Here is a 22458-nt window from a genome sequence, read left to right as displayed (position 1 = left end):
TGCGGAGATGGCGATGCAGAAGATCCTGGTCGCACGTCCGATCTTTCCGGACGTGATCGAACGGCTCGAGCAGTATTTCGAAGTCGACTGGAACAATGGCGACGCGCTCGCCCCCGATGCGCTCGCCGCGCGTCTCGCGGACAAGGACGGCGCGCTGACGGCGGGCGACCCGGTCGGCGCGGCCGCGCTCGCGGCGGCGCCGCGCCTGCGCGTCGTGTCGAACATGGCGGTTGGCTACAACAATTTCGACATGGCCGCGTTCAGTGCCGCGAACGTGCTCGGCACCAACACGCCCGACGTGCTGAACGAATCGACCGCGGATTTCGGCTGGGCGTTGATGATGGCCGCCGCGCGGCGGATCGCCGAATCCGAGCACTGGTTGCGCGCCGGACACTGGCAGAAGTGGGCGTATGACGGGTTCCTCGGCAGCGACATTTACGGCTCGACGCTCGGCGTCATCGGGATGGGGCGCATCGGTCAGGCACTCGCACGGCGCGCGCGCGGCTTCGGGATGGAGGTGATTTATCACAACCGGTCGCGGGTCGCGCCCGAGATCGAGGCCGAGCTGAATGCCGAATACCTGTCGAAGGATGACTTGCTGGCGCGCGCCGATCACGTCGTGCTCGTGCTGCCGTACACGAAGGAGAACCATCACACGATCGGCGCGGCCGAGCTCGCGAAGATGAAACCCACCGCGACGCTGACCAACATCGCGCGCGGCGGCATCGTCGACGACGCGGCGCTGGCCGCCGCACTGCGCGACAGGACGATCGCCGCGGCAGGCCTCGACGTCTATGAAGGCGAACCGAGCGTGCACCCGGCGCTGCTCAAGGTGCCGAACGTCGTGCTGACGCCACACATCGCGAGCGCGACCGAGAAGACGCGCCGCGCGATGGCGAACCTCGCGGCCGACAACCTGATCGCCGCGCTGGGCGAAGGGCCGCGCGCGGGGCAGCCGCCGAACCCGATCAACCCTGACGTGATCGGGAAGCCGCGCGCATGACGACGATGTTGTTGCTGGCGACGGTCATCGTGCTGGCCGTCGCGCTCGCGGTGGCGATCGTCGCGATCGTGCGCGGCGGCGGCCGCCACGACGATGCGGCCGTGCTCGGCGACCAAATCGAGGACGCCGCGCACGCGCAGGCGCTCGCGGTCGAGCGGCTCGAGCGCGAGCTGCGTGGCGAGATCGTCGAGAACGCGCGCGGCTCGCGCACCGAGCTGGCTGGCAGTTTCTCGCAGCTTCAGCAGACGCTCGCGACACAGCTCACGAGCATCGCGACCGTGCAGAACAATCAGATCGAGGGTTTCGCGCAACAGTTGGGCAAACTCGTCGCGGGCAACGCGCAGCAGTTCGATGCGATGCGCGAGAGCGTGCAGCGTCAGGCGCAGCAGGCGCGCGAAGAGCAGACGGTCGCGCTGCGGCTGTTCGGCGACACGCTGAACCGGCAGCTCACGCAACTGACCGAGGCCAACGATCGCCGGATCGGCGAAGTGCGTGCGACGCTCGAGCAGCGGCTGAAGGAAATCGAGACGAACAATGCGGCGAAGCTCGAGGAGATGCGCCGCACCGTCGACGAGAAGCTGCATGCGACGCTCGAACAACGGCTCGGCGAATCGTTCAAGCTCGTGTCGGACCGGCTCGAGCAGGTCCACCGCGGGCTCGGCGAGATGCAGACGCTCGCGGCCGGCGTTGGAGACCTGAAGAAGGTACTAACGAACGTGAAGACGCGTGGCACCTGGGGCGAGGTGCAGCTCGAGGCCTTGCTCGAGCAGATGCTCACGCCCGACCAGTATGCGAAGAACGTCGCGACGGTGCCGAAGAGCAGCGAACGCGTCGAGTTCGCGATTCGGCTGCCGGGGCGCGATGCCGGCACGCGCGACGCGCCGCCGGTGTGGTTGCCGATCGACGCGAAATTCCCGCGCGAGGACTACGAGCGGTTGATCGACGCGCAAGAGCGCGCCGATTCCGTGGCGGTCGAGGACGCGGCCCGTGCGCTCGAGGCACGCGTGCGGATGGAAGCGCGCACGATTGCGGAGAAGTACGTCGCACCGCCGCATACGACCGATTTCGCGCTGCTGTTCCTGCCGACCGAGGGGCTCTATGCGGAGATCCTGCGCCGCCCGGGGCTGACCGACCTGCTGCAGCGTGACTATCGTGTCACGGTGGCCGGCCCGACCACGCTGACCGCGCTGCTGAACAGCCTGCAGATGGGTTTCCGCACGCTCGCGATCGAGCAGCGCTCGAGCGAAGTGTGGCAGGTGCTCGGTGCGGTGAAGACCGAATTCGGCAAGTTCGGCGATGTGCTCGCGCGCACGAAGGCGCAGCTCGAAACGGTCACGCGCTCGATCGAGGCCGCCGAGCAGCGCACCCGCGTGATGAACCGCAAGCTGAAGCAGGTCGAGGCGTTGCCGGGCGAGACGGCGGCCGGGCTGCTCGGCGCGGAAGCCGCCGACGGCGCCGATGCGGACGATGCATGACGCATCACGTGTACAGCCGAAGCCGGCTGGAACGAAAAACGGGCGCCGTGGCGCCCGTTTTCCTTTGCAGCACCGACCGGCGTGGCCGGCCCGCGTTCAACGTGCGGCGAGCGTGTTCAGCGCATCCCCGGTGACGCGCACGATGCGCCATTCCGGCAGCACGGTCGCGCCCATCTTTTCGTAGAAGTCGATCGCCGGCTGGTTCCAGTCCAGCACCGACCATTCGAAGCGAGCACAGCGGCGCTCGACTGCGAGTGCCGCGAGGTGCTGCAGCATCGCGGTGCCGAGGCCCGTGCCGCGCTGCGACGGCTGCACGTACAGATCCTCGAGATACAGGCCGCGACGGCCGAGGAACGTCGAATAGTTGTGAAAGAACAGCGCATACGCGACGATCGCGCCGTCGCGCTCGGCCACCAGCGCTTCGGCCGCGGGGCGCTCGCCGAACAGCGCGTCGGCCAGATCGGCGTCGCTCGCGACGAACAGGTGCGCAAGCTTCTCGAACTCGGCCAGCTCGCGCATCAGCGCGAGAATCGCACCGACGTCGCGCGTTTCGGCCGTGCGGATCAGCGGCGTGCCGCTCACGCTTCCTCCGGCGGATCGGACAGCACGATCTCGATGCCGCCGAAGCGCGACGCGACCCAGTTGTACGCGTGGCAGGCGATCCACAGCAGCACGAAACCGAGGATCGCGTTCAGCAGCAGCGCGCTCAGGATCGTGCTCAGTTCGACCATCCCGTAGCGGATGTACGCGACCAGGATGCCGAGCAGCACGATCGGCACGCTGAACGTCAGATAGACGAGGATCAGCGCCTTCGCGGTCTGCCCCGCGGCGATCGACGAGATTTGTTTCTTCATGTGCGGATTGCCCCCGTAGAGATATACCGATTGGAATTCAGATCAAGCCGTCGAGCGGCAGGATGTCGACCGGGGCGCCCGCGTCGACTGCCGCGGAATCGTGGCCCAGGACGATGAAACAGTTGGCGGCCGCGAGGCCGCTCAGCGATGCGGAACTCTGCGAACCGGCCGGCGCGACGTGCCACTGGCCGTCGGCGTCGCGCGTCGCGACGGCGCGCAGGTATTCGGTACGGCCCGGGCGCTTTTTCAGCGCCTGCGTGCTGCGTGCCGTGTACATCGCCGGCGGTGGCGCATGCGCGCCGGCCAGCGTCAGCAGCGCGGGGCGCACGATCGCGTAGAACGTCACGGCGGAAGCGACCGGATTGCCGGGCAGCCCGAAGAAGAGCACGTGGCCGGCGCCGTCGGCCGCAGGCGCGAGCGTGCCGCACGCGAGCGGCCGGCCGGGCCGCAGCGCGAGGCTCGCGAAGGTCACGTCTCCGAGCCGCGCCATCACGTCGCGCGTGAAATCGGCTTCGCCGACCGACACGCCGCCCGACGTGATCACCGCGTCGGCCTGTGCGGCGGCGGCATCGCGCAGCGCGCGTTCGAGCGCCACGGGATCGTCGCGGACGATCCCGAGATCGAGCGCGTCGATGTGCAGCCTTTCGAGCATCGCGACCAGCATCCCGCGATTGCTGTCGTACAGCGTGCCGCGATCGAGCGGCTCGCCGGGTTCGCGCAGTTCGTCGCCGGTCGAGAACACGGCGACGCGCACGCGGCGGCGCACCGTGACTTCGCGCAACCCGAGCGATGCTAGCAAGCCGAGATCGGACGGGCGGAGGATGCGCCCGGCGGCAAGCGCGCAGGCGCCGCGGGCGAGATCCTCGCCGGCCCGGCGGCAGTTTGCGCCGCGCGTGACGTCGTGCGCGGCGAAGCGGATGACGTCGCCGTCGACGCGCACGCGTTCCTGCGGAATGACCGTGTCGCATCCGGCCGGCATCGGCGCGCCGGTCATGATTCGGATGCATGCACCGGGCGCCACGGCTCCGTCGAACGGATGGCCGGCGAACGCCGTGCCGGCGACCGTCAACGCGATGTCGGCGGCCGATGCAGGTCCGTGTGCGCTGCCGTCGAATGCATAGCCGTCCATCGCCGAGTTGTCGTACGCGGGAATGTCGAACGGCGCATTCACGTCGGCCGCGAGCACGCGGTCGAGGGCGTCATGCAGCGGCACTGTGTCGCACGCGTCGACCGGCATCGCGAACCGGCACGCGAGCGCCTGCGCGTCGGCGAGCGACAACGGGGCAGCGGAATCGGGTGCGGTTCGGGAGGCGGGCGAGGATTGCGTGATCATCAGTCTGACTGCGCCGCAAGGCGTATCGGGTTCGTGGCCGGTGGCGCGCGGAGGGCGCCGGAGCGCGAAGGCGCATGCGGCGGGTGGGAACGGATGCCGGGGCCGTCAGCGGCGGGCAAGCGCGGCAAGTTCCTGCCAAGAGTTTGCATTGTAAAACGCACGCTCGTCGCAGAACTCGACTTCGACCGTCTTGTGGCGTGCGTACCACGCACGCACCTTGCGCTCGCCGGCCGCGAGCCTGACCGCGAGGTCGTCGGCGAGCGACGTGCGCAGCAGCGCGAAGGTCGGCTGCGGCGAACGTGCCTGTTGCGCGTCGACGGTCACCGCCATCGCGATGTCGGCCTGCTGCGCATCGAGCGCCGCATGCAGCCGCGCGACGAGGTCGGTCGGCAAATAGGGCGTATCGCACGGCGAGCACGCGACGAGCAGTGCGCGCGCCGCGCGCATGCCGGCGAGCAGACCCGCGAGCGGGCCGGAGAAATCGGGTGTTTCGTCCGGCACAATGCGCGCGTCGAACGGCGCACCGAGCTCGGCATAGCGATCGATGTTGCGATTCGCGCTGATCAGCGTCTCGTCGACCTGCGGCGATAGCCGGCGCAACACGTGCAGCGCAAGCGGCGTACCGTCGAGCAGTTGCAGACCCTTGTCGGCGCCGTCCATGCGTGTCGCGCGCCCGCCCGCGAGCAGCAGGCCGGTGACGGAAGGTGAGGCGGAAGCGGACATTGCGGGAAATCGGGGCGGCGGGCGCGCGTCAGCCGCCGATGTACGACATTTCTACGCGCTTGCCGGCACCGTGAGGCGCCGCGTCGGCGGTCGCGCTGCCGCGCAGCTGCGAATAGCGGTCGGTGCGGGCCTGCCAGATCCGGGCGATCGCGGTCGCGATCTCGGCGTCGCTGGCGCCGCCGCGCACGAGGGCGCGCAGGTCATGGCCGGTCGACGCGAACAGGCACAGATACAGCTTGCCCTCGGTCGACAACCGCGCGCGCGTGCAGTCGCCGCAAAATGCCTGTGTGACGCTCGAGATCACGCCGATTTCGCCGCTGCCGTCGGCATAGCCCCAGCGCTGCGCGGTTTCCGCCGCCGTGTGCGGCTCGAGCGGCACGAGCGGGAACTGTTCGGCGATCCGTGCGACGACGTCCGCGGACGGCAGCACTTCGGTCATGTTCCAGCCGTTCGACGTGCCGACGTCCATGTATTCGATGTAACGCAGGATCACGCCGGTGCCGCGGAAGCGCTCGGCCATCGGCAGGATCTCGCTGTCGTTGGTGCCGCGTTTCACGACCATGTTGACCTTGACCGGCGCGAGGCCCGCGGCCTGCGCGGCGAAGATGCCGTCGAGCACGTCGGCGCTCGCGAAGTCGGCGTCGTTCATGCGCTTGAACAACTTATCGTCGAGCGCGTCGAGGCTGACCGTCACGCGCGTGAGGCCGGCATCCTTCAGCGCGCGCGCCTTGCGCGCGAGCAGTGAGCCATTGGTCGTCAGCGTCAGGTCGAGCGGGCGGCCGTCATGGGTCGTCAGGCGCGCGAGGCGCTCGATCAGGAATTCGAGGTTCTTGCGCAGCAGCGGTTCGCCGCCGGTGATCCGGATCTTTTCGACGCCGTGTGCGACGAACAGCCGCGCCACGCGCTCGATTTCTTCGTGCGTGAGCAGCGCGCTGTGCGGCAGGAACGGGTAGTTCTTGTCGAACACGTCTCGCGGCATGCAGTACACGCAACGGAAGTTGCAGCGGTCCGTCACCGAGATGCGCAGGTCGCGCAGCGGCCTGGCGAGCGTGTCGGCCAAGGCGCCGTCAGGGGTATGCGCGACGCCGGAGATATCCGGCATCCCGCTGACGTCGGCGAGAGGAATGATGCGTCGGGACATGTTGAAAGAAGTGCGAGCCAAGCTTCTATTCTAGCCGGAAGCGGCTGGCCGGGCCGGTGGGCGGAAACCCGCAGCGCGGAAATGGAAAAGCCCGCCGGAGGCGGGCTTTTCCTGGTCGGGCGATGCGCCGCTTAATGTTGCGACGTTTCGACCTGCTGCATCGGGGTCGTGTCGACCGGCGGCAGCGCCTTGCGCTCGCGCGGAACGCGGACTGCGCGCGGCAGGCTAGACGCGGCTTCCTGAGCAGCGCGGAACTTGTCGGCGTCGGTGTTCACCCACACGAGACCGGCTTGTTCCAGCACGACATCGAGGCTCGCCGACGCTGGCGCAGCGGCCGTTTGCACGGGCGCCGGTGCCGGCGCGGCAACGGCTTCGACCGGCGCAGTTTCGACGCGAGCCGGTTCGACGGCGGCCGGAGCCGCTTCGGCTGCGACGACCGGTGCCGGTGCGGCCTGCTCGACGGGCGCGGACTGCGGCGCTTCGACGGCAGCCGGCGCGGCCGGCACTTCGAACGCATCGGTCGGCGAAACCGCGACCGGAGCCGGGGCGGCTTCCGGAGCAGCGGCCGGCGTGACCGGTGCCGCTTCGGCTGCTGGTGCGACGACGGCCGGCTCGAGCGGCGCGACCGGCGTCGCTTCGACGCGAACCGGTGCCGGTTGCGGCTCGGCTGCGACCGGTGCGGCTGCTTCGGCAACGACTGCGCCTGCTGCGGCGACGGCTGCCACCGCGACCGGTGCGGCCGTATGAGCCGGCTCGACCGCGCTCGGGGTTTCCGTCGTCACGGCCTGCACGGCGGCTTCGCCGTCCGCGCCTTGCTCGGCGTGGTCGACGACTGCGCCTTCGTCCTCGCGCTCGCGACGACCGCCACGGCGACCGCGGCGGCGGCGGCGACGTTCCTCGCCGTCACGTGCGCCGGCTTCCGCGTCGGCTGCGACATCGGCGCCCGGCAGGGCGACGGCTGCAGTCTGGTCGGCTGCCGCTTCCGGATGGTTCTCGCCACGGGTGACGGTTTCGAGCGTCGCCGCGTGTTGCGTCGGCTTGCGGCGCTCTCCGCGCTCGCGACGTTCGCCGCGTTCCTGGCGCTCGCCGCGGCCGGCTGCCTCGACGGCTTCAGGCTGCTCGGTGCGCTCGCGCGGTTCGCGGTTCTCGCGCGGTTCACGGCTCTCACGCGGCTCGCGCGGTTCGCGGCCTTCGCGTGGGCCACGACCCTCGCGACTTTCGCGACCCTCACGGCTTTCGCGCGGCTCACGGCCTTCACGCGGTTCGCGACCTTCGCGCGGTTCACGCGGCTCGCGCCCTTCCTTGCCTTCGCGTTCCAGGCGTTGCGACTGGCCACGGCCTGCCGCTGCCTGATCGCGACCGCCCTGAGCCTGCTGGGCGCCGCCGCGACGGTTGCGGTTGCGATCGCCGCCGCGCTGCTCGGTCTTCTCGGTCCGCTCGCGGGCCGGACGGGCTGCCTGCTCCTTGGCCGGTGCCGGTGCGACCGGCGCGGGTGCCGGAGCCGGCGACATGCCGAACAGACCCTTCAGCCAGCCGATGAAGCCGCCGCTCGCCGCGGCGACCGGGGCGGGTACCGCAACCGGTTCGACCGGGCGCTGCGGTGCCGGGCTCGGTGCCGGACGCTCGGGCGTGATGCCCTTGACCGCGGCTTCCTGCTTCGGCTTCACGTCGGCCGCACGCTTGCTGTAGCCGGTTTCCGACTCCAGTTCGCGGGCGGCTTCTTCCGCCATCTTCCAGGACGCACGCGGATCGTCGAGGCGCGCGTCGTCATGGCGCAGGCGCTCGAGCTTGTAGTGCGGCGTATCGAGGTGCTTGTTCGGGATCAGCACGATGCCGACCTTGAAGCGCGACTCGATCTTGTTGATTTCCTGACGCTTTTCGTTGAGCAGGAAGGCGGTCACCTCGACCGGCACCTGGCAGTGGATCGCCGCGGTGTTTTCCTTCATCGCTTCTTCCTGAATGATCCGCAGGACCTGCAGCGCGGACGATTCGGTATCGCGAATGTGGCCGGTGCCGTTACAGCGCGGGCACGTCACGTGGCTGCCTTCCGACAGGGCCGGACGCAGGCGCTGGCGCGACAGTTCCATCAGGCCGAAGCGGGAGATCTTGCCCATCTGCACGCGCGCACGGTCGTGCTTGAGCGCGTCCTTCAGGCGTTGCTCGACTTCGCGCTGGCTCTTCGCCGACTCCATGTCGATGAAGTCGATCACGATCAGGCCGCCGAGGTCGCGCAGGCGCAGCTGGCGGGCCACTTCGTCCGCCGCTTCGAGGTTCGTGCGGGTCGCCGTTTCCTCGATGTCCGCGCCTTTGGTCGCACGCGCCGAGTTGACGTCGATCGCGACGAGCGCTTCGGTGTGGTCGATCACGATCGCGCCGCCCGACGGCAGCGGCACCGTGCGCGAATACGCGGTCTCGATCTGGTGCTCGATCTGGAAGCGCGAGAAGAGCGGCACGTCGTCGTGGTAACGCTTCACCTTCGACACGTTGTCCGGCATCACGATGTCCATGAACGCACGGGCCTGATCGTAGATCTCGGTCGTGTCGATCAGGATTTCGCCGATATCGGGCTGGAAATAGTCCCGGATCGCGCGGATCACGAGGCTCGATTCCAGATAGATCAGCATCGGCTGGCCGGAATTGCCGCTTTGCGATGCCGCTTCGATCGCGCGCCACAGCTGCAGCAGGTAGTTCAGGTCCCACTGCAGTTCCTCGGCGCTGCGGCCGATGCCCGCGGTGCGGGCGATCATGCTCATGCCGTCGGGAATCTGCAGCTGCGCCATGGTTTCGCGCAGTTCCTGCCGCTCGTCGCCTTCGATCCGGCGCGATACGCCACCGCCGCGCGGGTTGTTCGGCATCAGCACGAGGTAGCGGCCGGCGAGCGAGATGAAGGTCGTGAGGGCGGCGCCCTTGTTGCCGCGCTCTTCCTTCTCGACCTGAACGATCAGCTCCTGGCCTTCGCGCAGGGCATCCTGGATGCGCGCGGAGCGCATGTCGATGCCTTCCTTGAAGTACTGGCGGGCGACTTCCTTGAACGGCAGGAAGCCGTGGCGGTCTTCGCCGTAATTGACGAAGCACGCTTCGAGCGACGGCTCGATGCGGGTCACGACACCTTTGTAGATATTGCCCTTGCGCTGTTCGCGCCCGGCTGTCTCGATGTCGATGTCGATGAGCTTTTGCCCATCGACGATGGCGACGCGCAGCTCCTCCTGCTGCGTCGCATTGAACAGCATGCGTTTCATGAACGACTCCAGGCGGCTCTGCTGCCGGCGCCTCGCGATTGTCAGTCGCGAGGGCGGGAACGACGGCAGGCCGCGCCTTGTTGTGTTGTCACGGGCACGCTGGAGCGGGAAGGATGGCGGGGAGAATTGCCTGAAGAGGCGCTTGGGCCCGAAAGACGGGGCCGGCGGCCAAAGGGCACCTGCGAACACGGCTTCAAAGCACGGCGTCCACACACCGCACGCTGCGAAAGCGCGCTAAGCCTGAGACCGGGGCACTGCCACGGGGCGCGCGCAATGCGTCGCGCGCGCCGACGGGCGGCAGATGCTGCGGCTTGGGCCGCAGCGGGGAGTATCGAATCCAGCCCGACTTTCCCGCCTGGGGTGTACTTCCCTGGTTTGACGTCGCCAAGCCCCGCACGCTTCGCGGGGCCAAATCGGGCGCAACGCCGTATTTTCGCAACCGGCAGCCTACGGACGTACTTCACGCCGTCGGGCTGCCGATCAAATTCTTTTCAACCAACTTTCCGTTACCGCGGCGCCTTGCCGACCGAATCCGCCTGTGGGCGCGATCCTTGCCGACGGGCGGCGCCGTGCGTGCAACTTGCTGCATCTCTTTGATTAGGGGCGAGCAGCAGACCCCCGGCGCAAGTAAAATAGCGGTTTGCGCTTGCGCCTTGCCCGATTCCGTCGGGGCCGGCCTGTCAGGCCACCCTCAACGTCCGGCTGGGCAAAATTATATTCAGTATGAATGAGTTAGGCAAAATATCCCAGAATTCAGTCGCAAGCGGCCAGGTATCGATGATCCAGATCGACGAAAACTCGGCCGGTCAGCGGATCGACAACTTCCTGTTGCGCGTCTGTAAAGGCGTGCCCAAAAGCCATATTTACCGGATCCTGCGCAGCGGCGAAGTGCGCGTGAACAAGGGTCGGGTCGACGCCCAGTATCGCCTCGCGTTCGGCGACATCGTCCGCGTGCCGCCCGTGCGGGTGGCGGCGGCCGACCTCGCGCGCGCCGACACGCCGATCGTGCCGCCCGCGCAGTTCGAGGTGCTGTACGAAGACGATGCGATGCTCGTCATCAACAAGCCGGCCGGCGTCGCCGTGCACGGCGGCAGCGGCGTCGCGTTCGGCGTGATCGAGCAGATGCGCCAGGCGCGTCCGCGCGCGAAGTTCCTCGAACTCGTGCATCGGCTCGACCGCGAGACCTCCGGGATCCTGATGCTCGCGAAGAAGCGCTCGGCGCTCGTCGGCCTGCACGAGCAGATCCGCGAGAACCGGATGGACAAGCGTTACTTTGCGTGCGGACACGGAGAGTGGCAGTCCGACTGGGGCCGCCGCCGCGCGGTGAAGGCGCCGCTGTTCAAGTATTCGACCCCGGAAGGGGAGCGGCGCGTGCGCGTGCAGGACGACGGCCTGTCGTCGCACACGGTGTTCAACCTGATCGAGCGCTGGCCGGACTACGCGCTGGTCGAGGCGGAACTCAAAACGGGTCGGACCCATCAGATCCGTGTGCACCTCGCGCATCTCGGCCTGCCGATCGCCGGCGACGCCAAGTATGGCGACTTCGCACTGAACAAGGCGCTGGCGCGCGCGAACGCGCAGCCGTCGCTCAAACGGATGTTCCTGCATGCGCACCGGCTGAAGCTCGCGCATCCGCTGACCGGCGAGGCGCTGCAGTTCGACGCGCCGCTGCCGGACGAATGCCGGCGCTTCCTCGATCAACTCCGCGCTCTGCGCGATACCGCCTGACTCGCATGGCCCGACAGCAATTTGACCTGATCGTCTTCGACTGGGACGGCACGCTGATGGATTCGACTGCGCATATCGCGCACAGCATCCAGGCCGCGTGCCGCGATCTCGGCCTGCCCACGCCGTCGGACGAGGCCTCCCGCTATGTGATCGGCCTCGGCCTGCGCGATGCGCTCCAGATCACTGCACCGACCCTCGATCCGTCCGACTATCCGCGGCTGGCCGAACGTTATCGCCATCACTACCTGCTGGACGATCAGCGCATCGAACTGTTCGCCGGCGTGCGCGAACTGCTCGCGGAATTGCGCGATACGGGTTACCTGCTCGCGGTCGCGACCGGCAAGGGCCGTGTCGGACTGAACCGCGTGCTCGACCAGTCGAAGCTGACGAGCCTGTTCGATGCGACGCGCTGCGCGGACGAAACATTCTCGAAGCCGCACCCGGCGATGCTGCACGAATTGTCGCGCGAATTGGGGCAGGATCTTGCGCGTACCGTGATGATCGGCGACACCACGCACGACCTGCAAATGGCCGCCAGTGCCGGGGCCGCCGGCATCGGCGTCGCGTACGGCGCGCACACGGCCGATGCACTGGCTGCGCTGACACCGCGCTTCGTCGCGCCGGACGTCGGCGCGCTGGCGGCGTGGCTGCGGGAGCACGCATGAGCACGACGCCGGACGCCGTGCGCGTGTGCGCATCGGACGCGCTGGCCGACGGCGGCGCCGGTGTGCGGGTCGACGCGTCGCTGCGCGGCGAGCAGGCGGTCGTGTTCTTCGTGCGTTACGAAGGTCGCGCGTACGGCTACCTGAACCGCTGCGCGCACGTGCCGATGGAGCTCGACTGGGCCGAAGGGCAGTTCTTCGAGTCGTCGGGCCTGTACCTGATGTGCGCGACGCACGGCGCGATCTACGCGCCGGATACCGGCAAGTGTGTCGGCGGCCCGTGCCGCGGCGGCCGTCTGCGGCCGGTCGAAGTCGACGAGCGCGACACGCCGGACGGGCGTGCGGTATTCTGGGTGCCGGATGCCGACCTGGGTCCCGCCGCTCCGCCTCCTTCCGCCACGACCGACTGAAGACATTACTGCATGGCCGACCAACCGAACATCCCTGATTCCTCGTCCCGTCCCGACAGCCGCGAACCGAACTGGGAGCGTGCGGCGCTCGAGCGGATCGCGCTCGCGGCCGTCAAGGAACAGCGTGCGGCGCGGCGCTGGAAGATTTTCTTCCGCTTCGCGTTCCTCGGCGTATTCGTGCTGTTCGCGTTCGCGCTGATCGATTTCTCGAGCGACTCGAAGTTCTCGTCGAGCGGGCGCCACACGGCGCTCGTGACGATCGACGGTGAGATCGCGGCGGGCACCAACGCGAACGCCGACGACATCAATACGGCGCTGGATGCCGCTTTCGACGACAACGGCACGGCCGGCGTCGTGCTGCGGATCAACAGCCCGGGCGGCAGCCCGGTGCAGGCAGGGATGGTCTACGACGAGATCCGCCGGCTCCGCACGAAGTATCCGGACAAGCCGTTGTACGTCGTCGTGACCGACATGTGCGCATCGGGCGGCTATTACATTGCGTCCGCCGCCGACAAGATATTCGTCGACAAGGCGAGTATCGTCGGCTCGATCGGTGTGCTGATGGACGGGTTCGGCTTCACGGGCCTGATGGGCAAGCTGGGCGTCGATCGCCGCCTGCACACGTCGGGCGAAAACAAGGGCTTCTACGACCCGTTCTCGCCCGAGACGCCGAAGATGGATGCCCATGCGCAGGCGCTGCTCGACCAGGTCCATGCGCAGTTCATCAAGGCCGTGAAGGATGGCCGCGGCAAGCGGCTGCACGAAACGCCCGACATGTTCTCGGGTCTGTTCTGGACCGGCGAGAAGAGCGTCGAACTCGGGCTCGCCGACGGCTACGGCACGACCGACACGGTCGCGCGCGACGTGCTGAAGGCGCCGGATCTCGTCGACTACACGGTGAAGGAAAGCCTGACGAATCGCGTTGCGCGCAAGTTCGGCGCGGCGGTCGGCGGTGCCGCGATGAAGGCGCTGACCGCCGGCGGCGCGTCGTTCAGCCTGCGCTGAGCCGCAGCCGGCCGGCGCCGCGGCGAGCGGAGCGGGGTGCCCCGTGCCGCGAGGCTGTTGCCGGTGCCGATCTCAGTTCGCGAGCAGCAGGAAGATGGCGGGGCGCTTGTGCAGATTCGGCGCAGGCGCCTTTTTCCAGTCCGCCACCGAGCGACTGGCGATCGTCTCGGTCTCGAGGGTCAGGTCGGCCGCGACGCAGATCTGCGTCGACGGCGCGCAGGTCGCGACGAGCGTGTCGAGCATCGCGTGGTTCCGGTACGGCGTCTCGATGAAGATCTGCGTCTGGCGCGCCTTGCGCGACAACTGCTCGAGTTCGCGCAGGCGTTTCGCGCGCGCGGCCGCATCGACCGGCAGATAGCCGTTGAACGCGAAACTCTGGCCGTTCAGTCCGGATGCCATCAGCGCGAGCAGGATCGAACTCGGCCCGACGAGCGGCACGACCTTCACGCCGCGCTCGTGCGCCCGACGGACCAGCAGCGCGCCAGGATCGGCAACGGCGGGGCAGCCGGCCTCGGATACGAGCCCGGCGTCCGCCCCCGCCAGTACCGGGGCGAGCAGCCGGTCGATCTCGCCGGCCGGCGTATTGACGTTCAGTTCCCGGATCTCGATTTCCTGGATCGGCCGCGTCGTGCCGATCTTCTTCAGGAACGCGCGGGTCGTTTTCGCGTTTTCGCCGATGTAATAGCCGAGCGTGCCGGCGCGCGCCTGCACGGCCGCGGGCAGCACGGCGGCGAGCATCGATGCGTCGCCTTCGCCGAGGGTGTTCGGGACGAGATAGAGCGTGCCGGCTGTCATGCGCGGTCTCCCTGGGTGGCAAAGAGCGGATAGCCCGCGGCGCGCAGCATCCGCGTGAGCGCGATCAGCGGCAGACCGACGAGCGCCGTCGGGTCGTTGGAGTCGATGGCATCCAGCAGCGCGATGCCGAGCCCTTCGGATTTCGCGCTGCCGGCGACGTCGTACGGCGTTTCCGCACGCAAGTACGCGTCGAGTTCGGCTTCGGGCAGCGAGCGGAAGCGCACGTGCGTGACGACGTCCTCGCTCCAGGTTTCACCCGTGCGGCTGTCGTACAGGCTGAGCGCACTGTGGAATTCGACGTCGCGGCCCTGCATCGACAGGAGCTGCGCAAGCGCGCGCTCGTGCGTGCCGGGCTTGCCGATCTGGTGGCCGTCGAACGTCGCGACCTGGTCCGACCCGATCACGAGTACGCCGTCCGGCGCGTCGATCGTCGCGGCGACCGCGCGCGCCTTCGCGCCGGCGAGGCGCAGCGCGGTCGCGGCCGGCGTTTCGCCTGCGAGCGGGGTTTCGTCGAGGTCGGGCGACATCACGTCGAACGGCACGCCGAGGCGCTCGAGGAGCGCGCGGCGGTAGCGGGAACTGGAGGCGAGAATCAGCCGCGGCGGGCGGCAAACGGTATCCGGCATGGTCGATTGGGGCGATGAGTCGTCAGGTGTGGCGCGGTGTTGTGAGGGCGCAAGCATAAGTGATTGACCGCAAAAGGTAAAACAGGTATGCTTTCCCGCTTTTCGTCGGCAGGCTTTCGCAGTGGTGGCGCCTGCCGGGTCTTCGGAAGTACAGTACGTAATCGTACGCGGCGTAGATCGCGCACGTGCGCGGCGCCAAATGTGCGGCGCCAGCAAGCCGGATCCCGCAAGTCAGCCTGTAGGCAGGAGCGCAACATGAACACTTCTTCTGGCAAACCTGCGGCGTCGCTTGATCCGCACGCGGTCGACCTGTTCGAATTCGCCCGCAGCGGGCGGCAGGCAGCGGGTGCCGTGCGCCTGTCGCAGCTGCCGCGCATGCTGAACGAAGTGCCGGCGGACGCGCCCGATCGCGACACGGTCTTCACGTGGCAGGCCGAGGGGTTCACCCAGAAAGAGTTGCAGGACGACGGCGCCGATGGGCAGCAGCCGTATCTGCGCCTCGCGGTACACGGCCATGCGTGGCTCACGTGCCAGCGCTGCATGACCCCGTATGATGAGACGTTCGACGTCGACATGACGTACCGGGTCGTTGCGACCGAAGAAGAAGCTGAAGAATTTCCGCTCGACGACGATGAAGCCGATGTGATCGTGGGCTCACGCCAGTTCGATCTCGTCGACTTGATCGAAGAGGAGTTGCTGCTTTCGTTGCCGCTCGTGCCCAAGCACGAGGTTTGCCCGGCAGTTCACGAAAGCCTCGTGTCGGGTGCGAGCGGTCCTTCGGAAGACGCGGACGACGAGTCCGCCGAAGACGAGGACGAAGGCAAACGGCCGAATCCGTTCGCGGCGCTGGAAGCGCTGAAGAAGGACGGGGACGGCGGCAAGAAACACTAAGCAGTTGTGGCGCGGGAAGGCGTAAGGGCTTTGGGCCAGGGTAGTTAAGCGCCGGATCGGGCTGTGTTAGAATCCGGAAAATTATTTAGGAGTTAGTCATGGCAGTCCAGCAAAACAAGAAGTCGCCGTCGAAGCGCGGCATGCATCGTTCGCACGATTTCCTGACGGCAGCGCCGCTGGCAGTCGAGCCGAGCACGGGTGAGGTGCACCTGCGTCACCACGTCAGCCCGAACGGCTACTATCGCGGCAAGAAAGTCGTCAAGACGAAGAACGACTAAGCGTCAAGTCACGCGTTGCGCGCTACGATCGCCGTTCGCGTGACAACTGGTTCGCTTGACACTTTCCTGGCTCAACAAAAAGGCGGCATTCAACTGCCGCTTTTTTGTGCCTGAAATTCGTCGCATTCCATGACCGTAAAGCTCACAATCGATTGCATGGGAGGCGACCACGGCCCGTCCGTGACCGTTCCCGCGGCAGTCAAGTTCGTCCGCGCGCATCCCGATGCGCACCTGATGCTCGTCGGCATCGAAAGCGCGATCCGCGCTCAGTTGAAAAAGCTGAAAGCCCTCGACGATCCCGCGCTGACCATCGTGCCCGCCACCGAAGTCGTGGCGATGGACGACCCTGTCGAAGTGGCGCTGCGCAAGAAGAAGGATTCTTCGATGCGTGTCGCGCTCAACCACGTCAAGGAAGGCGCGGCCCAGGCCTGTATCTCCGCCGGCAACACTGGCGCGCTGATGGCCGTTTCCCGTTATGTGCTCAAGACGCTGCCCGGCATCGAGCGGCCTGCGATCGCGTTCGCGCTGCCGAACCCGACCGGCTACACGATGATGCTGGACCTCGGCGCGAACGTCGACTGCGAGCCGCAGCACCTGCTGCAGTTCGCGGAGATGGGGCACGCGCTCGTCGCCGCGCTCGAAGGCAAGGAGCGCCCGACGATCGGCCTGCTGAACATCGGCGAAGAAGTCATCAAGGGCAACGAGACGATCAAGCGCGCAGGTGAACTGCTGCGCGCCAGCACGCTGAATTTCCGCGGCAACGTCGAAGGCAACGACATCTACAAGGGCACGGTCGACGTGATCGTCTGCGACGGCTTCGTCGGCAACGTCGCGCTCAAGACGTCCGAAGGGCTCGCGCAGATGCTGTCCGACATCATCCGCGAGGAGTTCGGCCGTTCGCTGATGTCGAAGCTGATGGCACTGCTTGCGCTGCCGGTGCTGATGCGTTTCAAGAAGCGCGTCGATCACCGCCAGTACAACGGTGCGGCGCTGCTGGGGCTGAAGAGCCTCGTGATCAAAAGCCACGGTTCGGCCGATGCCTACGCGTTTGAGTGGGCGATCAAACGCGGGTATGATGCCGTCAAAAACGGCGTGCTGGAGCGCCTCGCGCGCGCGATGGCGGACAATTCGGTGTCGCTCGGCGACGGCGAACACGACGCGGGCGGCGCGGGCCAGACGAGCCCGGCCGCAGGCCATCACGCCGAACCTTCCGCTGCGCAATCCTCTAAAGCATAAATGGCCCAATCGACTCTCTATTCCCGCGTGCTCGGCACGGGCAGCTACCTGCCGCCCGACCGCGTCACGAACCAGCAGCTCGCCGATCGACTCGCGAAGGAAGGCATCGAGACGAGCGATGAGTGGATCGTTGCGCGCACGGGCATCCATGCGCGTCACTTCGCCGCACCGAACGTCACGACGAGCGATCTCGCGCTCGAAGCGTCGCGTCGTGCGATCGAGGCGGCCGACATCGATCCGCAGTCGATCGACCTGATCATCGTCGCGACTTCGACCCCCGATTTCGTGTTCCCCAGCACGGCGTGCCTGCTGCAGAACAAGCTCGGTATCAAGAACGGTGGCGCGGCATTCGACGTGCAGGCGGTGTGCTCGGGGTTCGCGTATGCGATGGCGACGGCCGACAGTTTCATCCGCAGCGGCCAGCACCGCACGGCGCTCATCGTCGGCGCGGAGACGTTCTCGCGCATTCTCGATTTCAAGGACCGCACGACCTGCGTGCTGTTCGGCGACGGCGCGGGCGCGGTGATCCTGTCCGCATCGGAAGAGCCGGGCGTGCTCGGCAGCGCGCTGCATGCGGACGGCAGCTATTCGAACATCCTCTGCACGCCGGGCAACGTCAATCGCGGCGTGATCGACGGCAGCGCGTTCCTGTACATGGACGGGCAGGCCGTGTTCAAGCTCGCGGTCAACGTGCTCGAAAAGGTCGCGATCGAGGCGCTCGCCAAGGCGAATCTCGCGCCCGAGCAGGTCGACTGGCTGATCCCGCACCAGGCCAACATCCGCATCATGACCAGCACCTGCCGCAAGCTCGGCCTGCCGCAGGAGCGCATGGTCGTGACGGTCGACCAGCACGGCAACACGTCGGCTGCGTCGATCCCGCTGGCACTCGACACCGCGGTGCGCGACGGCCGCATCCAGCGCGGTCAGCACGTGCTGATCGAAGGCGTCGGCGGCGGCTTCACGTGGGGCGCATCCGTCTTCCGCTACTGATCCGCGGCGCGCAATTGCTGCGCGCGGATCCCGAACCGGCGCGCCGTTCGCGCGCGCCGTCCGAATCGATTCAATTGGGGACGATATGAAATTTGCATTCGTTTTTCCGGGGCAGGGCTCGCAGTCGGTCGGCATGCTCAACGCATTCGCCGATCTGGCCGTCGTGCGCGAGACGGTCCAGGAAGCATCCGATGCACTCAATCAGGATCTCGGCAAGCTGATCGCCGAAGGTCCGGCCGAAGAACTGAATCTGACCACCAACACGCAGCCCGTGATGCTGACGGCCGCCTACGCGTGCTATCGCGCATGGCAGCAGGCCGGCGGCCCGGCACCGTCGATCGTCGCGGGCCACAGCCTCGGCGAATACACGGCGCTCGTTGCCGCGGGCGCGATCGCGTTCAAGGACGCGGTGCCGCTCGTGCGCTTCCGCGCACAGGCGATGCAGACGGCCGTGCCGGTCGGCGAGGGCGGCATGGCCGCGATCCTGGGTCTCGATGACGACACGGTGCGCGCGGTGTGCGCCGAAGCCGCGCAAGCGGGCGTCGTCGAAGCCGTGAACTTCAACGCGCCGGCGCAGGTCGTGATCGCGGGCGCGAAGGCGGCCGTCGAGAAGGCCTGCGAGATCGCGAAGGCGAAGGGCGCGAAGCGCGCGTTGCCGCTGCCGGTGTCGGCGCCGTTCCATTCGTCGCTGCTCAAGCCGGCGTCGGACCAGCTGCGCGACTATCTCGCGAACGTCGACGTGAAGGCGCCGCAGATTCCGGTCGTCAACAACATCGACGTTGCGGTGGTCAGCGATCCGGCCGCGATCAAGGACGCGCTGGTGCGCCAGGCCGCTGGCCCGGTGCGCTGGGTCGAATGCGTGCAGCACATCGCGGGCACGGGCGTCACGCACGTGATCGAATGCGGTCCGGGCAAGGTGCTGGCAGGGCTGACGAAGCGCATCGACGGCAACCTGGTCGGCGCATCGGTGTTCGATCCGGCTTCGCTCGACGAAGCACTGAAGCTGGCGACCGCCTGACGCGGCGCCTTTCCTCAAGAGACGGATATTCGATTCATGGAAAAGACTCTCGATAAACAGGTCGCGATCGTGACCGGCGCATCGCGCGGCATCGGCCGGGCGATCGCGCTCGAACTCGCGCGCCAGGGCGCGACGGTGATCGGCACGGCGACGAGCGAATCGGGCGCCGCCGCGATTACCGCAGGGTTCGCGGAAGCGGGCGTGACGGGCCGCGGCGCGGTGCTGAACGTCAACGACGCGGCGGCGGCCGAAGCGCTGATCGACGCGACCGTGAAGGAATTCGGCGCGCTTCACGTGCTCGTCAACAACGCCGGCATCACGCAGGACCAGCTCGCGATGCGGATGAAGGACGAGGACTGGGACGCGGTGATCGACACCAACCTGAAGTCGGTGTTCCGCCTGTCGCGTGCGGTGCTGCGTCCGATGATGAAGGCCCGCGGCGGCCGCATCATCAACATCACGTCGGTGGTCGGCTCGGCCGGCAACCCGGGCCAGGCCAACTACGCGGCGGCGAAGGCCGGCGTCGCGGGCATGACGCGTGCGCTCGCGCGCGAGATCGGCAGCCGTGGCATCACGGTGAACTGCGTCGCGCCGGGCTTCATCGACACCGACATGACGAAGACGCTGCCGGAAGAACAGCAGGCCGCGCTCAAGACCCAGATTCCGCTCGGCCGCCTCGGCAGCCCGGAAGACATTGCCCATGCCGTCGCGTTCCTCGCATCGCCGCAGGCCGGTTACATCACCGGCACGACGCTGCACGTGAACGGTGGCATGTACATGTCGTAACGATTTTCGTTTACCATCCGCGCCGTATCCCGTTTTTCAGGCGGATCGGCGCTTGATCGACCATCAAGCCAACGCGCGTTTTGGCGTCAGCAAACCTGATAAAATGCGCGCACTTGTAAATCTGAACTTTCCCTCGGAGGGGTAATGGATAACATCGAACAACGTGTCAAGAAGATCGTCGCTGAGCAACTGGGCGTCGCAGAAGCCGAGATCAAGAACGAAGCATCGTTCGTGAACGATCTGGGCGCAGACTCGCTCGACACGGTCGAACTGGTGATGGCGCTCGAAGACGAGTTCGGCATGGAAATCCCGGACGAAGAAGCAGAGAAGATCACGACCGTTCAGCAAGCGATCGACTACGCTCGCGCAAACGTCAAGGCGTAAGCGCCTTTCGCGCTTATCTGCCACGTCGCCGCGATCTTCGCGTTTGACGCGCCATCCTGCCGGCAACCGCGCCGGACGGACTAACAGCCACAGGGCTCGCAGGGCTGGTTCCTGTGGCCACTGTGGCTTTTGTTTTTGTCATCCAATGGAAAAGAGGTTACCGTGAGCCGCCGTCGTGTTGTCGTTACAGGCCTGGGGCTGATTTCGCCCGTTGGCAATAATGTTGCCGACGGCTGGGCCAATCTCGTCGCCGGCAAGTCCGGCATCGCCACCGTCACGAAGTTCGATCCGTCGAACCTCGCCTGCCATTTCGCTGGCGAGGTGAAGGGTTTCAGCGCCGAGGAATACATTCCGGCGAAGGAAGCCCGCAACATGGATACGTTCATCCATTACGGCATCGCAGCCGGCGTCCAGGCAATCCGGGACAGCGGCCTCGAAGTGAACGAAGCCAATGCGGAACGCATCGGCGTGCTGGTCGGCTCCGGCATCGGCGGCCTGCCGATGATCGAAGATACGCACCAGACCTACGTCGATCGCGGCGCGCGCCGGATCTCGCCGTTCTTCGTGCCGGGTTCGATCATCAACATGATCTCGGGTCACCTGAGCATCATGTTCGGCCTGAAGGGCCCGAACCTTGCGGCCGTGACGGCCTGCACGACCGGTCTGCACAGCATCGGCCTCGCGGCGCGCCTGATCCAGGCCGGCGACGCCGACGTGATGGTCGCGGGCGGCGCCGAATCGACGGTGTCACCGCTCGGCATCGGCGGCTTCGCGGCCGCGCGTGCGCTGTCGACCCGCAACGACGATCCGGCCACGGCGTCCCGTCCGTGGGACAAGGATCGCGACGGCTTCGTGCTGGGTGAGGGCGCGGGCGTGATGGTGCTCGAGGAGTACGAGGCGGCGAAGGCGCGCGGCGCGAAGATCTATGCGGAAGTCTCGGGCTTCGGCATGACGGGCGATGCGTACCACATGACCGCGCCGAACATGGACGGTCCGCGCCGCTGCATGGTTGCGGCGCTGCGCGACGCCGGCGTGAACGCGGACGAGGTCCAGTACCTGAACGCGCACGGCACGTCGACGCAGCTCGGCGACAAGAACGAGTCCGACGCGGTGAAGGCGGCATTCGGCGAGCACGCGTACAAGCTCGTCGTGAACTCGACGAAGTCGATGACGGGCCACCTGCTGGGTGGCGCGGGCGGCCTCGAGTCGGTGTTCACGGTGCTGGCGCTGCACAACAACGTGTCGCCGCCGACCATCAACATCTTCAACCAGGACCCCGAGTGCGATCTCGATTACTGCGCGAACACCGCGCGTGACATGAAGATCGACGTTGCCGTAAAGAACAACTTCGGCTTCGGCGGTACCAACGGCACGCTGGTGTTCAAGCGCGTCTGACGCTGAATCGCTTGACGAGTCCATTCGATGCTCCGGCCGGGCGTCCGCAGCGCTTTGCGTTGCGGGCCTCGGCCGTGTCGTATGTCGTGCTGGCCGTGTTCGTCGCGGCGGCTGCCGCGTCCGCGTACCTGTTCTGGGCGCCGCGGGCCGGTGCCGCAGCCGGCGCGTGCGTGTCCGCGGCGACGGCAGCGCTGCTTGCCATGTGTGCCGCACGGGCCTGTGCCCGTCGGCTGCCGGCCGAGTTGCGGATCGATGCATTCGGGGAGATTGCGGCGTTTGGCCGCACCGGGCGCTTGCTGGCCCGGGGCCGCGTGACCGGCCATGCACACTGGAGCAGCCTGCTGCTCGTGCTGTCGGTCGGGCAGGGCGCCCGGCGTGCCCGGCCGCTGCTGATCCCGGCCGATGCGCTCGACGCCGCGTCGTTCAGCGCGCTGTCCGTGCTGGCGCGTACCGCGGGCACGGCGGGGCGGGCATGACGGTGGCGCA

General features: G+C 67.4%; 23 protein-coding genes. 15 read left to right on the top strand and 8 right to left on the bottom strand.

The features are described from left to right. The first annotated feature begins 13 nt into the window (after positions 1-13). Positions 14-1003 (top strand): 2-hydroxyacid dehydrogenase, encoded by a 990-nt coding sequence (locus WS87_RS12580; protein WP_059816394.1) that lies wholly within the window; start codon positions 14-16, stop codon positions 1001-1003. Then, complete coding sequence (locus WS87_RS12575; RefSeq protein ID WP_059816097.1) at positions 1000-2478, top strand: DNA recombination protein RmuC; 1479 nt, start codon at positions 1000-1002, stop codon at positions 2476-2478. Before WS87_RS12580 ends, WS87_RS12575 begins: the two co-directional genes overlap by 4 nt. 96 nt (positions 2479-2574) lie before the next feature. On the opposite strand, the gene WS87_RS12570 is transcribed toward WS87_RS12575, so the two are convergent. From WS87_RS12570 to WS87_RS12545, 6 genes are all read right to left on the bottom strand, one after another. After that, positions 2575-3060 (bottom strand): GNAT family N-acetyltransferase, encoded by a 486-nt coding sequence (locus tag WS87_RS12570; protein WP_059816094.1) that lies wholly within the window; start codon positions 3058-3060, stop codon positions 2575-2577. After that, positions 3057-3332: a hypothetical protein gene (locus tag WS87_RS12565; RefSeq protein ID WP_006476519.1), complete on the bottom strand. Its 276-nt coding sequence runs from the start codon at positions 3330-3332 to the stop codon at positions 3057-3059. Before WS87_RS12565 ends, WS87_RS12570 begins: the two co-directional genes overlap by 4 nt. A gap of 37 nt (positions 3333-3369) precedes the next feature. Beyond that, positions 3370-4665, bottom strand: a complete 1296-nt coding sequence (moeA, locus tag WS87_RS12560) for a molybdopterin molybdotransferase MoeA (protein ID WP_059816090.1) — start codon at positions 4663-4665, stop codon at positions 3370-3372. 105 nt (positions 4666-4770) lie between these two features. Further along, entirely contained in the window at positions 4771-5388 is a 618-nt protein-coding gene (gene mobA, locus WS87_RS12555; protein ID WP_059816085.1) for a molybdenum cofactor guanylyltransferase MobA, read from the bottom strand. 28 nt (positions 5389-5416) lie between these two features. Further along, entirely contained in the window at positions 5417-6529 is a 1113-nt protein-coding gene (gene moaA, locus WS87_RS12550) for a GTP 3',8-cyclase MoaA (RefSeq protein ID WP_059816082.1), read from the bottom strand. Positions 6530-6660: 131 nt separating this feature from the next. After that, positions 6661-9768 carry an Rne/Rng family ribonuclease gene (locus WS87_RS12545; RefSeq protein WP_059816079.1) on the bottom strand — a complete coding sequence of 1036 codons (3108 nt, stop codon included), beginning with the start codon at positions 9766-9768 and terminating at the stop codon, positions 6661-6663. A 723-nt stretch (positions 9769-10491) separates the two neighbouring features. On the opposite strand from WS87_RS12545, the gene WS87_RS12535 reads away from it, so the two are divergent. The 4 genes from WS87_RS12535 to WS87_RS12520 are packed head-to-tail and all read left to right on the top strand — an operon-like array spanning position 10492 to position 13573. Continuing rightward, positions 10492-11496, top strand: coding sequence for an RluA family pseudouridine synthase (locus tag WS87_RS12535; protein WP_059816075.1), 1005 nt, complete (start codon positions 10492-10494; stop codon positions 11494-11496). 5 nt (positions 11497-11501) lie between these two features. Then, positions 11502-12161 (top strand): HAD-IA family hydrolase, encoded by a 660-nt coding sequence (locus WS87_RS12530; protein WP_059523745.1) that lies wholly within the window; start codon positions 11502-11504, stop codon positions 12159-12161. After that, positions 12158-12568, top strand: a complete 411-nt coding sequence (locus WS87_RS12525; protein ID WP_059523743.1) for a Rieske (2Fe-2S) protein — start codon at positions 12158-12160, stop codon at positions 12566-12568. The genes WS87_RS12530 and WS87_RS12525 overlap by 4 nt, the downstream gene beginning before the upstream one ends. Before the next feature lie 12 nt (positions 12569-12580). After that, positions 12581-13573 carry a S49 family peptidase gene (locus tag WS87_RS12520; protein ID WP_059816070.1) on the top strand — a complete coding sequence of 331 codons (993 nt, stop codon included), beginning with the start codon at positions 12581-12583 and terminating at the stop codon, positions 13571-13573. Positions 13574-13645: 72 nt separating this feature from the next. Here WS87_RS12520 and WS87_RS12515 read toward each other — a convergent pair whose 3' ends face one another. Beyond that, complete coding sequence (locus WS87_RS12515; RefSeq protein ID WP_059447957.1) at positions 13646-14368, bottom strand: SAM-dependent methyltransferase; 723 nt, start codon at positions 14366-14368, stop codon at positions 13646-13648. Continuing rightward, entirely contained in the window at positions 14365-14994 is a 630-nt protein-coding gene (locus WS87_RS12510; RefSeq protein WP_059816066.1) for a Maf-like protein, read from the bottom strand. The genes WS87_RS12515 and WS87_RS12510 overlap by 4 nt, the downstream gene beginning before the upstream one ends. Positions 14995-15249: 255 nt before the next feature. Between WS87_RS12510 and WS87_RS12505 the strand changes: the two genes are divergently transcribed. The 9 genes from WS87_RS12505 (at position 15250) to WS87_RS12465 (ending at position 22448) form a co-directional block, all read left to right on the top strand. Then, positions 15250-15885: a YceD family protein gene (locus WS87_RS12505; protein ID WP_059816063.1), complete on the top strand. Its 636-nt coding sequence runs from the start codon at positions 15250-15252 to the stop codon at positions 15883-15885. A gap of 98 nt (positions 15886-15983) precedes the next feature. Beyond that, positions 15984-16163: a 50S ribosomal protein L32 gene (rpmF, locus tag WS87_RS12500; RefSeq protein WP_006051932.1), complete on the top strand. Its 180-nt coding sequence runs from the start codon at positions 15984-15986 to the stop codon at positions 16161-16163. A gap of 129 nt (positions 16164-16292) precedes the next feature. Beyond that, positions 16293-17399, top strand: a complete 1107-nt coding sequence (gene plsX, locus WS87_RS12495; protein WP_057928056.1) for a phosphate acyltransferase PlsX — start codon at positions 16293-16295, stop codon at positions 17397-17399. Beyond that, a complete protein-coding gene (locus tag WS87_RS12490) occupies positions 17400-18389 on the top strand; it encodes a beta-ketoacyl-ACP synthase III (protein WP_059816060.1) in 990 nt (329 codons plus the stop codon). Between the two features lie 85 nt (positions 18390-18474). Then, a complete protein-coding gene (fabD, locus tag WS87_RS12485; RefSeq protein WP_059816057.1) occupies positions 18475-19407 on the top strand; it encodes an ACP S-malonyltransferase in 933 nt (310 codons plus the stop codon). Positions 19408-19443: 36 nt separating this feature from the next. After that, on the top strand, positions 19444-20193 hold the full coding sequence (fabG, locus tag WS87_RS12480; protein WP_059523729.1) for a 3-oxoacyl-ACP reductase FabG: 750 nt from the start codon (positions 19444-19446) through the stop codon (positions 20191-20193). Positions 20194-20337: 144 nt separating this feature from the next. Further along, positions 20338-20577 carry an acyl carrier protein gene (gene acpP / locus WS87_RS12475; protein WP_004197638.1) on the top strand — a complete coding sequence of 80 codons (240 nt, stop codon included), beginning with the start codon at positions 20338-20340 and terminating at the stop codon, positions 20575-20577. Positions 20578-20739: 162 nt separating this feature from the next. Beyond that, positions 20740-21972, top strand: a complete 1233-nt coding sequence (fabF, locus tag WS87_RS12470; RefSeq protein WP_059691082.1) for a beta-ketoacyl-ACP synthase II — start codon at positions 20740-20742, stop codon at positions 21970-21972. Between the two features lie 11 nt (positions 21973-21983). Further along, positions 21984-22448, top strand: a complete 465-nt coding sequence (locus WS87_RS12465) for a protein YgfX (protein ID WP_059816055.1) — start codon at positions 21984-21986, stop codon at positions 22446-22448. Positions 22449-22458 lie beyond the last annotated feature (10 nt).

The sequence above is a fragment of the Burkholderia sp. MSMB0856 genome (genome assembly GCF_001524645.2).
Classification (GTDB): Bacteria; Pseudomonadota; Gammaproteobacteria; order Burkholderiales; family Burkholderiaceae; genus Burkholderia; species Burkholderia diffusa.
The sequence above is the reverse complement of the archived record's forward strand: the minus strand, read 5'-3'. Positions and strand labels throughout refer to the sequence as shown.

Coding starts and splice junctions, on each gene's coding strand:
- WS87_RS12580 (WP_059816394.1), top strand. CDS start 14: ATGCAGAAGATCCTGGTCGCACGTCCGATCTTTCCGGACGTGATCGAA.
- WS87_RS12575 (WP_059816097.1), top strand. CDS start 1,000: ATGACGACGATGTTGTTGCTGGCGACGGTCATCGTGCTGGCCGTCGCG.
- WS87_RS12565 (WP_006476519.1), bottom strand. CDS start 3,332: ATGAAGAAACAAATCTCGTCGATCGCCGCGGGGCAGACCGCGAAGGCG.
- moeA (WP_059816090.1), bottom strand. CDS start 4,665: ATGATCACGCAATCCTCGCCCGCCTCCCGAACCGCACCCGATTCCGCT.
- mobA (WP_059816085.1), bottom strand. CDS start 5,388: ATGTCCGCTTCCGCCTCACCTTCCGTCACCGGCCTGCTGCTCGCGGGC.
- moaA (WP_059816082.1), bottom strand. CDS start 6,529: ATGTCCCGACGCATCATTCCTCTCGCCGACGTCAGCGGGATGCCGGAT.
- WS87_RS12545 (WP_059816079.1), bottom strand. CDS start 9,768: ATGAAACGCATGCTGTTCAATGCGACGCAGCAGGAGGAGCTGCGCGTC.
- WS87_RS12535 (WP_059816075.1), top strand. CDS start 10,492: ATGAATGAGTTAGGCAAAATATCCCAGAATTCAGTCGCAAGCGGCCAG.
- WS87_RS12530 (WP_059523745.1), top strand. CDS start 11,502: ATGGCCCGACAGCAATTTGACCTGATCGTCTTCGACTGGGACGGCACG.
- WS87_RS12525 (WP_059523743.1), top strand. CDS start 12,158: ATGAGCACGACGCCGGACGCCGTGCGCGTGTGCGCATCGGACGCGCTG.
- WS87_RS12520 (WP_059816070.1), top strand. CDS start 12,581: ATGGCCGACCAACCGAACATCCCTGATTCCTCGTCCCGTCCCGACAGC.
- WS87_RS12515 (WP_059447957.1), bottom strand. CDS start 14,368: ATGACAGCCGGCACGCTCTATCTCGTCCCGAACACCCTCGGCGAAGGC.
- WS87_RS12510 (WP_059816066.1), bottom strand. CDS start 14,994: ATGCCGGATACCGTTTGCCGCCCGCCGCGGCTGATTCTCGCCTCCAGT.
- WS87_RS12505 (WP_059816063.1), top strand. CDS start 15,250: ATGAACACTTCTTCTGGCAAACCTGCGGCGTCGCTTGATCCGCACGCG.
- rpmF (WP_006051932.1), top strand. CDS start 15,984: ATGGCAGTCCAGCAAAACAAGAAGTCGCCGTCGAAGCGCGGCATGCAT.
- plsX (WP_057928056.1), top strand. CDS start 16,293: ATGACCGTAAAGCTCACAATCGATTGCATGGGAGGCGACCACGGCCCG.
- WS87_RS12490 (WP_059816060.1), top strand. CDS start 17,400: ATGGCCCAATCGACTCTCTATTCCCGCGTGCTCGGCACGGGCAGCTAC.
- fabD (WP_059816057.1), top strand. CDS start 18,475: ATGAAATTTGCATTCGTTTTTCCGGGGCAGGGCTCGCAGTCGGTCGGC.
- fabG (WP_059523729.1), top strand. CDS start 19,444: ATGGAAAAGACTCTCGATAAACAGGTCGCGATCGTGACCGGCGCATCG.
- acpP (WP_004197638.1), top strand. CDS start 20,338: ATGGATAACATCGAACAACGTGTCAAGAAGATCGTCGCTGAGCAACTG.